The sequence below is a fragment of the Rothia sp. LK2492 genome (assembly GCF_040946345.1).
Taxonomy (GTDB): domain Bacteria; phylum Actinomycetota; class Actinomycetes; order Actinomycetales; family Micrococcaceae; genus Rothia; species Rothia endophytica.
In genome coordinates this window covers 462,494-472,755 of sequence record NZ_JAYWLX010000001.1, presented here as the reverse complement: position 1 = coordinate 472,755, position 10,262 = coordinate 462,494, and the positions used below count along the sequence as shown (strand labels likewise).

At 54.6% G+C, this 10,262-nt stretch carries 6 protein-coding genes; all 6 read left to right on the top strand.

The window, feature by feature from the left end:
* Positions 1-672, top strand: a 672-nt coding sequence (locus VVR27_RS02165; RefSeq protein WP_368546866.1) for a transposase family protein, incomplete at its 5' end; no start/stop codon positions are given.
* Positions 673-892: 220 nt separating this feature from the next.
* Entirely contained in the window at positions 893-1,684 is a 792-nt protein-coding gene (locus tag VVR27_RS02160; RefSeq protein ID WP_368546865.1) for a hypothetical protein, read from the top strand.
* 421 nt (positions 1,685-2,105) lie between these two features.
* Positions 2,106-3,080, top strand: a complete 975-nt coding sequence (locus tag VVR27_RS02155; RefSeq protein ID WP_368546864.1) for a hypothetical protein — start codon at positions 2,106-2,108, stop codon at positions 3,078-3,080.
* Positions 3,081-3,152: 72 nt separating this feature from the next.
* A complete protein-coding gene (locus tag VVR27_RS02150) occupies positions 3,153-6,461 on the top strand; it encodes a type I restriction endonuclease subunit R (protein WP_368546863.1) in 3,309 nt (1,102 codons plus the stop codon).
* 212 nt (positions 6,462-6,673) lie between these two features.
* Positions 6,674-9,742, top strand: a complete 3,069-nt coding sequence (locus tag VVR27_RS02145) for a Na+/H+ antiporter subunit A (RefSeq protein WP_368546862.1) — start codon at positions 6,674-6,676, stop codon at positions 9,740-9,742.
* Entirely contained in the window at positions 9,739-10,260 is a 522-nt protein-coding gene (locus VVR27_RS02140) for a Na(+)/H(+) antiporter subunit C (protein ID WP_368546861.1), read from the top strand. The genes VVR27_RS02145 and VVR27_RS02140 overlap by 4 nt, the downstream gene beginning before the upstream one ends.
* Positions 10,261-10,262: the final 2 nt, after the last annotated feature.

Sequence of the window (10,262 nt, the reverse complement as noted above, 5' to 3'; positions counted from 1 at the left end):
GGAAGACCACCAGCACTAACCCTGGCCCAGGGTCTTAAAGTCACCCTTTTCTACCACCGACACAACCTCACCGAAGAACTCCTCGCAGAAATCTTCAACACCTCCCAGCCCACCATCTCACGGACCATCAACACCGTTGAAAAAGCACTTGAGAAAGTCTTCAGGCCGCTGGGACAGTCTTTAGAAAACAGCCTGAAGATCCCTGGTTCACTGGTTATCGACGGCACCCTGATTCCCACCTGGAACTGGCGTTCATTAGGGAAAATAAACTTTTCTGGCAAGCATAAACGTGCTGGTTTCAACCATCAAGTGATTTGCACCCTGGGCGGGAAACTGCTGGCCATCACTGACCCAGTCCCTGGCGCTAGGCATGATGTCTATGCCTTCAAGCATCATGGCTTGGAAAGATATCTTGATGAGAGCACTTTGGCTGATAAGGGTTACATCGGGTTGGGGTTGGCCACCCCAGTAAGAGGCAGCAAAGCCTGCAGGATGCCTGCAGATGTGAAGGTGGTGAACAGGTTCATTAATTCACGCCGATCGGTGGTGGAGCGGGTGATTGCCCAGGTCAAGACGTGGCGGGTTTTGCATACCGGGTTCAGGCGGTCGCTGAGCGTGTATGGGCGGGTGTTTGCGGGGGTTGGTGTTTTATGCGGCTGGGAGGACTTTTGAATAAGCCTCACTGCAGATTATCAACATTCATGAAGTGGTCCGAAAAGGCTGCTGCTAGAGATGTGTGCCTAGGGCGAAAAGGCAATCAGAGATGCCAAAACAGGCTGAAGACAAAAGAAACCCTCATGCGACCGGCTGGCTCCAGGTCCAGAACTCAGCCAGCAGAAGCTGACTGCGCGATCTAATGCATGAGGGACTACGTAACCGATACTATATACGTATGTCCCAAGATGCAACGTCCACTTCAAAAACGTTATCGGTGCAACATGTTTCTGAACAGAGGCTCAAGCCCTACTTAGAATACAGCTACGATGACCAGCAGATTGCCATGCTCCTATATGAACTGGATCGTCGATTGTCAGCTGAAATCTTCTACGAGATTGGGATTCTAGAAGTTGCTTTGCGCAATGCTGTTGATCGTTACCTGACTTCGGTATACGGATATGCATGGGTGTCTAATCTTGCCCTTCCAATCGATCAGCGCACTACCGAGAACTTCCACGAGGCTTGGGACTCTCTGCCGGCAGACCGCCGCCGAGAAAATATGGAAGTCAACGGGAAGCTTAAAGGCCGTGTACTAGCCGCTTCAATGTTCCGAACATGGTCCAACCTCTTTGATAAAGGTGGGGCAAGCGGGCATCCAGCACCAAGGGATAGGGCTGACCATGATCTTATATGGACAGAACAGGCTCTAAAATCTGTGTTCCCGGGTGCTGCAAGAATTGCTGGTCGAGCAGGGGCAAAGTCTGACCGTGAATGGACGCACCGTCAGATTAAGGAGGTTCATGTACTGAGAAATAGAATCGCGCACCATGAATCTCTTATTGATGGCTACCCCTTGCCGGGACAAGAACCTACAGAGAACTCAAATCCGGCCAAGAGGAGTGCAACAGAAGGTTTGAACGCTTGCAGGACCCTGGCAAAAATGATTGATGCTAACCTTGCCAGATTCTTATCTGAGAACTCAGCTGCTGAAAATCTGTTGGCGCGGATAGAGGGTACGAAGCCCTAACACCTACCTTGATCGCTTGGTAGTGGGGGGATGCAGCTTTGAAAAATTTAGTGAGATTCTCATAAGATGAAGCCTAAGAAGCCCTGGGATAGGCCTCTTAGCGTAACGTTCGCGTAGGCGCTAAAGCCCCCAGGGCTATGTTTATGCCTTGAGAAACCAGCTGATACTGTTCGCCCGATGCTCTTATGCTATCGAGTTACTATGAGGTTACCCGCATCGGCTTTCGCTCGAGCAAGTACCCATTCAGTTAACTTTGTGCATCATATGCACAATCTTTTGGACATATGATGCGCAATCCTGGCATTTTTGTGACTAAGTATCTTTCATTTATTCACTGATACACTCCCGTATCAATCAAATTATATCCAAAAAACTTACCCCTATTTAGGCTGGGAACATCCCACTGAATAGGAGTAATACCGTGAACTACCTCAAAGAGCTCATCACAGGCCTACCAGGCGACATCATCGCCAACCTGATCACAGCCGCTATCACAGCAACCCTAACCTTCATTATTAGTGTCCGTGGTAAAAACCCCGCCGCAGAAGCCAACATCCACACTGACCAGTCCAGTGGTCAACGCATCTTTGCCCCCAACAACTCAGGCATTATCGATGCCTCTCAGCACCACACGACCACACATAACACCGTCATCAACAAAACCACTGTCAATGCCCGTGACTACGGAAACCAATCACCCTCAGATGACACTGCAGGCGCTATGCTCCTCTGCGTCATCGGGGTAGTGCTTTCTGTTGCTGCGGCCCTCTTCATTACCACCCTTATCCCAGCCCTCACCTGGCTACCCGTTACTAGTGCCGTCCCTGCACTTCTTATCGCTGCCATTACCCTCTTCAAGCACTGGGGCAGTTACACCACCCGCGCCCGCACCAAAACAATCCTTACCTGGTTGCTTACTCTGGTCTCGGGTGCTCAAACTTTCACTTACCTGCACACGAGCCAAAACCTTACTAACCCCTACTCACTTTTCTCCATCTACCACTCCACTGATGTAGCCGTGCAACCCACAGACGGCTGGGGTACAGAGTTTATTCACCGAGCTACCCACCTTATCTTTGCCGGGGACCGCACTCTCTTTCTGGCATGGGGTATAGGGCTACTGACCCTGGCGGTTCTTGCCCTTATTTACATCTTTCTACTTCAAATGCTGCTCGGTTCCCTGCTCTTCCCAGCGACCAGTAACGGCCGCAGCTTTGGAAGGGTCCTCACCAGCTTCAACAACAGCTTTGTCACTGCCAAGTGGGGTTCCTTCGTCATCTTTAGTCTTCTCACCCTTGTATTGCCTTGGATAACCTCCCAGGATGGCTTCACTCTAGTGCTTGACTGGGGGAGGGCGGCCAATGAATGGCTCCAGAGTCTTATTCAGACCTTCTAAGTCAACAACCCGGTAATCGACACATATCCCCGCTACTCTTAAACCACCCCCACCCATGAAAGGCCCACCGTCATGTCACTCATCAACGAAGCTGAATGGGAAGGCGCAGCCCTCGAAGTACTCGGCGAACTCAGCTGGACCAACCTCACCGGCCAGCAAATTTCCCCCAGTGCCCAGGGCGAAGCCCACACCGAGACCGGTCTCCCCGTTTACCAACACCTCCGCGAAAAACATGACGCCCTCGAAATTCCCGGCCTGCTACGCGCTTCCATCGCCAAGCTCAACCATGAGTTCAACTTGACCAGCGAACAGATTAACCAGGTTGCCCGCGATATCACCACCGCAAAATCCACCGACGCCCAGGCAGAAAACCAGGACGCTCACCGCTACCTCACCCAGGGCTACAAAAATCTGCAAGTTACCCGCGCAGACGGCAGCACCTATTACCCCACCATCCGCATCATCAGCCGTAACCCCGACGAAAACACCTGGCTCGCCGTCCAGCAGGTCACCCTCAAAAACAGCGAAACCGAACGCCGATTCGACATTGTGCTCTACTGCAACGGCCTGCCCGTTGGAGTCATTGAACTAAAACGCTCCGGCGACCGCGCTGCAGACCTCAAAGGCGCTCACAACCAGATCGCTCTCTACACCAAACAGTTCCCAGCTGCCTTCCGCTTCAACGTCCTCACCATCATCAGCGACGGTGTCACCGCCCGTTACGGCACCCCATTCACCCCCTACATCCATATGGCGGTATGGAACGTAGATGAAGACGGAAAACCAGTTGATCTGCTCCATGCCTCAGATGATGACCTTGACTATGGCTACCAGTTTGCTCAAGACGTGCTTCTCTTCGGGGTCGCTAATCAAGAACGCTTCCTTGACCTACTTCACAACTATATTGTCTTCCAATCCGAGTCAGACCCTGCCGGCGGTACCCGAACCGTCAAAAAAATTGCTAAAGCCCACCAGTACTTTGCAGTTTCTAAAGCAGTAGGTAGCACCCTGGACGCCGTGCGCGGCAACCAGCAAATCGGCGTGGTCTGGCATACCCAGGGCTCGGGTAAGTCGCTAGAAATGGTCTTCTACAACAACATCGTGATGCGCCACCCTCAGCTGGGCAACCCCACCACTGTGCTTATCACCGACCGTACAGACCTCGATGACCAGCTCTATAACACTTTCACCTCAACGGTTGACTTCCTGCCTGAAGCCCCGCAGGAAATCAGCAGTATTGCGCATCTACGTCAGGAACTTCAGGGCAAGCAACAGGGCGGTATTTACTTCACCACCCTGCAAAAATTCCGCAAAACAAAGGATGAAGCCGAGGCTGGGCTGGCCCACGAAACCCTCTCAGAGCGCTCTAACATCATCATCATCGTGGATGAAGCCCACCGCTCCCACTACGACAACATTGACGGCTATGCCCGCCACCTGCGTGATGCCTTGCCCGGCGCCAGCTTTATTGCTTTTACCGGCACTCCCATCGAATCTCTCGCTACAGGCAGTACCCGCGCAACCTTTGGCGACTACATCGATATCTACGACCTCACACGCGCGGTGCAAGACGGCGCCACTGTGCCGGTGCGTTACGAATCTCGTTACATCCCGCTGACCCTTGAAGGTGCTGAAGACCTCGAAGCTATTACGGATGAAGCCGACCGCCTCACGGACGGTCTTGACGAGGCGGAGATTCGTAAAACCGAACAAGCCGTGCTCAAAATGACCACCATGCACGGCGCCCCGGACCGCCTTGCCAAACTTGCCGCTGATCTTGTTCAGCACTGGGGAACTCGCCGCTCTGCCATGAAACCCTTGATTGGAGTGCACGGCAAGGGCATGATTGTTGCCGTTACCCGCCAGGTATGCGCCGACCTCTACGACCAGATTATTGCCCTACGCCCAGACTGGGCAGGTAAAGACATCACCGACGGAAAAGTGCAGGTGCTATATACCGGTAGCGCCAGTGATAAGCCAGATATTGCCAGGTTTGTCCGTAACAACCAAGCTTCACAGACTTTGCAAAAACGGCTGAAAGACCCCAACGACGAGCTTGAACTCATTATCGTTCAAGGTATGCTGCTCACCGGTTTTGATGCCCCGCCCCTGCATACTCTCTATTTGGACCGTCCGCTCAAAGGTGCTTTGCTCATGCAAACCCTTGCTCGCATTAACCGAACCTATAAGGGTAAAGAAGAGGGCCTGCTGGTTGGCTACGCCCCGCTAATTGAAAACCTCAAGGATGCCCTGAAAGACTACGCCAGCGGTGACGGGAGTGGCGGCCCTAATGAAGACGACATGCAAACCGCTGCCGAACAGGCCCTTGATCTTATAGAAGAAATCCAGACCCTCTTAGAACCGGTTGCCGGTTGGAAGGCTAAACTGCATAGCCAGGGTCTTCAGCAGGGGGAGAGAAACGGAGCTTTCCAAGCGCTAAAAATGGTGCTTGCTTACCTGTTGCGCCACCGTGAATCCCTCGATTCCCGTATCTTTGAGACCGCAGATGGCCGTACTCGTACCGTCACCGAAAAGAGCATCTACAGTAAGTTCGTCGAGCGTAGTTCTCGGTTGAGCAACCTCTTTAACCTGGTGGCCGCTCACCGTGATATCCCAATGGTTGCGCGTTTGCTGGAGCAAAAAAATTACGTGCAGTTCTTTGAAGAAGTGCGCGTTAGCGCCGCTAAGGCTTTAGCTGAAGACCGCATTGCTCAAGGGAAACCTGTGCCTGACGATGTTAAACAACTGCTCGAAAACTACACTGAGGGCCTCATCGAAACGGGGGAAGTAAAAGATTTACACGAACTTGCAGGTATGGACCGGCCAGACCTCGCCAACCTTAATCTCGATACCCTCAAAGAAGCTGGACGCCAGGGAAACGAAACTCTTGCTATTGAAACTCTGCGCCGTGCCATCCAGCGAGCAACCCGCGATACCGTAGGCAAAAACCAGGTACGCCGAGCCTACTACGGTGAGAAACTAGAAAAACTCATCAACCAATACAACAATGCCCAGATCAGCTTTACTGAGGCTATGGAACATATCATCGCTTTCAGCCAAGAACTCAAAGAAGAAGCGGCGCGCGGGGAAGCCCTCGGCCTCGACTATGACGAAATGGTTTTCTACGACACCCTCGAAGCCTGTGACCGTGCTGAGCTTGAGTATTCCACCGAAGCCCTAGCCGAAATCGCCCGAGGTATAGCCAAAGCTATTCAGGGATCGCACAAGAACTGGCGAACCCGCCCAGATCAGCGAGCCAAACTACGCACCACTGTGAAAAGACTCCTGCGCAAATATAAGTACCCACCCGAAGGTCAGGACGAAGCTCGCCGCCGTGTCCTAGAACAGATGGAAATTATGGCGGCAGAGAAAGCTGAATAAGGCTGATAAAGAGGCCCCAGTCGGTTGAGGGAGGCCGGTTGGGGCAGTTTCCGCTCACAGTGCCCGGAGTTAGATATGTAGCAAGCATTGCACCGTGCAGGAATTTCTATTTATTTGACAAATGTGAATTTTTGAGATTTTCATCATCGACAGAGACACTAAGCGCACGTATTCTTTTAACAGAATGCCCCTGTAGACCCAAGGCCTGATACGTGACCATAGTTCTTGCCCTCTTCCTCCTCCTATCAATCATTACGCCCTGGGTGGCACGCCGAATAGGAACCAGCGTATTTTACCTGCTGGCCGCACTACCAGCACTCGTGCTGGCTTTTGTGCTGACTAAAACCCAGAGCATCCTGGGTGGTACGCCCTGGTTCGAAAGCTACCAGTGGATCCCCGAGCTCAACCTCGAACTCACCTTCCGTATGGACACCCTCTCCTGGGTGATGAGCCTGCTCGTGCTCGGAATTGGCTCTCTGGTGCTCTTCTACTGCGCTAGCTACTTCAAGCACAGCAACGGTGACATTGGTCAGTTCGCCGCCTACCTCTTCGGCTTTGCCGGCGCCATGTTCGGTCTGATTACCGCAGATGACTTCATCATCATGTTCATCTTCTGGGAAATCACGACCATCCTCTCTTACCTGCTCATTGGCTACTCCCGCCACCGCCTCTCGGCCCGCAGCTCGGCGTTGCAGGCCCTGACGGTCACCACTGCTGGTGGTCTTGCCATGCTGGTAGGCATCATCATGCTGGGACACTCCCTGGGGACCTACAGCCTGGCTGAACTGGTTGAACGGGGCCCCGCCCTGGTGGCCGCTGCGCAGGCAGGCGACAATAACACCATGAGCTTAGGGCTGCTCTCCGCCGCGCTAGTGCTCATTCTTTGCGGCGCGCTCAGCAAGTCCGCTATCTTCCCCCTGCATTTCTGGTTGCCCGGTGCAATGGCTGCGCCCACCCCCGTCAGTGCTTACCTGCACGCAGCTGCCATGGTCAAGGCAGGCATCTACCTTCTGCTGCGTCTGGCTCCAGGCTACGGCGAGGTAGCCATCTGGCAGAACATACTGGTCATCTTCGGTGCCTTCACCATGATCTTTGGTGGCTGGGCCGCTCTCAAACAGACCGACCTTAAACTGATTCTTGCTTACGGAACTGTGAGCCAGTTGGGTTTCCTCACCCTGATTATCTCGGGTGGCACGCCCAACGCCATATATGCCGCTATGGCTATGATGCTGGCGCACAGCCTCTTTAAAGCAACGCTCTTCCTAGCAGTTGGCATCATCGACCATCAGTCCGGTACCCGTGACATTCGCCGTCTCTCCGGCATCTACCGCCGTGCCCCTAAACTCTTCTGGGTCTCACTGATTTCGGCGGCGTCCATGGCCGGTGCACCTCCGCTGGCCGGTTTCGTCGCTAAAGAAGCAGTGCTAGAAACCTACGTGGGGCATACCACCGGCTGGCAGAGCGCCGTTACCTTGGCCTCTATCGTGCTGGGCTCCGTGCTTACCTTTGCCTACAGCGCCCGCTTTGTCTGGGGTGCTTTTGCGGCTAAGCCCTACAACTACATTAACCACGAGCACGTCAAGTACTGCCAGGAAAGCGCCGACGGCGGCCGCCCGGCTGCCCTGCGCAGCAAGAGCGGTAAAAAGCTGAGCCCCGACACCGCCTTCCACCAGGTCAGCTACAGCTTCGTCGCCGCCCCCGCGGTGCTGACACTGCTCACCGTGTTCTTTGGTTTCTACCCGGAGCCCGCCCACCTCTTCATCAAGCCCTTCCTTGACGCTTTTCCGGCGTCCGCACCAGAACTTGAACTGCACCTGGCTCTCTGGCACGGTTTCACTCCCGCGCTCTTCACCTCACTAGCCATTGTGCTGGTGGGTCTCATCCTCTTTGTCTTCAAGCGACAGATTGAAGAACTGCAGCGAGCCCTGCCACATACCCCCAGCGCGTCAGCGGTCTACCGTAGTCTGATTGACCTGCTGGACCGATTCGCCGTATGGGTCACCGGTATGACTCAGCGAGGCTCCCTTGCCTACTACTTGGCCGTCATCTTGATGACCGCCGTAGTGGTCCCCACCGCAGCGCTCTTCATCAACGAAACCCCGCCGTTAGGTAACATTCGCATTAGCGAATCCCCAGCACAGTGGTCAATCGTTCTGGTCATGATTGTGGCCGCCCTGGTAGTGGTCTTCGTGCGCCGCCGCTTCCTGGCGATCCTCATGGTGTCAGTGACCGGCTACGGCATGGCAATTCTCTTTGCCATCCGCAGCGCCCCCGACCTTGCCACCACCCAGCTCCTGGTTGAAACCATCGTGCTGGTCGCCTTCGTGCTGGCGATGCGTGTGCTACCCCGTGACATCCCTCGCGTGAAAGCCAAAGACGGTAAGGACGGCGCCCGCAAAACCCTGCGCGTCATTATCGCCGTGGGTTTCGCAACCCTGATGATGGCACTTGCCATGTTCACCTTCTCATCTCGTTCCCTGCCGGCTATTTCTCTGGACATGCCGCGCCTGGCCTACGAAATCGGCTACGGCTACAACGTGGTCAACGTAATCCTGGTAGACCTGCGTGTCTGGGATACCTTCGGTGAAATTTCAGTGCTGGCATTGGCTGCCACCGGCGTGGCCTCCCTGCTCTTCATTGGAGGGCGCGCGGATGACCGCAACCAGCGTTTGGACACCACCACCATGAAGAAGATTGAGAAATCTTTCACTCAGCGCAGCCACATTAGTGTGCAGCAGCGGGTTGCCGGTCAGTTCTCATCGGTGGAACGCGACCCCTTCATCGTGGCGGGCCGCACCCTGCCCCCGGAGTCCCGTTCCATTCTGCTGGAAGTGGTCACCCGTCTTATTTTCCACACCCTGATTATGGTTTCCCTCTACATGCTGGTAGCCGGTCACAACCTGCCCGGCGGCGGCTTTGCCGGCGGTCTGTTGGCAGGCCTTGCCTTCGCTGTGCGCTACCTGGCCGGCGGCGGCGCGGAGTTACGCGCCGCGTCCCCGCTCTCAGCGGGAGCCTTCCTCGGTGCCGGTTTGGGGCTCTCCACGCTCTATGCGATTGCACCAGCCTTCTGGGGAGATCCCATCTTCTCCAGCTACGTCTTTGACTTCTGGGTACCGGTCTTTGGTGATGTTCACTTTGTCACTGCGACGATCTTCGATACCGGTGTTTACCTGCTGGTCATCGGCCTGGTTCTCGATATCCTGCGCAGCCTGGGCGAACGAGTAGACGAGAAACTCATCAAGGAACGCAAGAACAAAAATCGTAGAAAGGCACAATCATGATTATTGATCTCAGCCTCATCCTGGTCATGGGTGTGCTCTACGCCGTAGGCGTCTACCTCATCCTGGATCGCTCCATGACCCGCGTGGTGCTCGGCCTTATGCTGATTACCAATGCCACCAACATCCTCATTCTGCATGCCGGTGGCCCTGCCGGGCTCGCTCCCTTCTACGCAACAGATATTGCTGCAGAAGACTACTCTGACCCGCTACCGCAGGCCCTGGTGCTCACCGCAATCGTGATTTCCTGCGCGGTGACCGCCCTGATCCTGGGCATCATCTACCGCAGCTGGCTGCTCTCACGCGCCGATGAAATTCAGGACGATGATGAAGATATCCGCGTGGCAGAGCAGAGCTCCTTTGACATGGAAGCCGACGCCGATGTCGAAGCGGAAACCTCAGAATTTGATGCGGACGAAGAAACCCGTGAACGCCAAGCTAACAAAGAGAGAAGGAAGACCCATTCGATCCCTGTTCAGTCAGCGACCGGTAGCGACAGCACAGAAGGATTGGGGGCTTAACC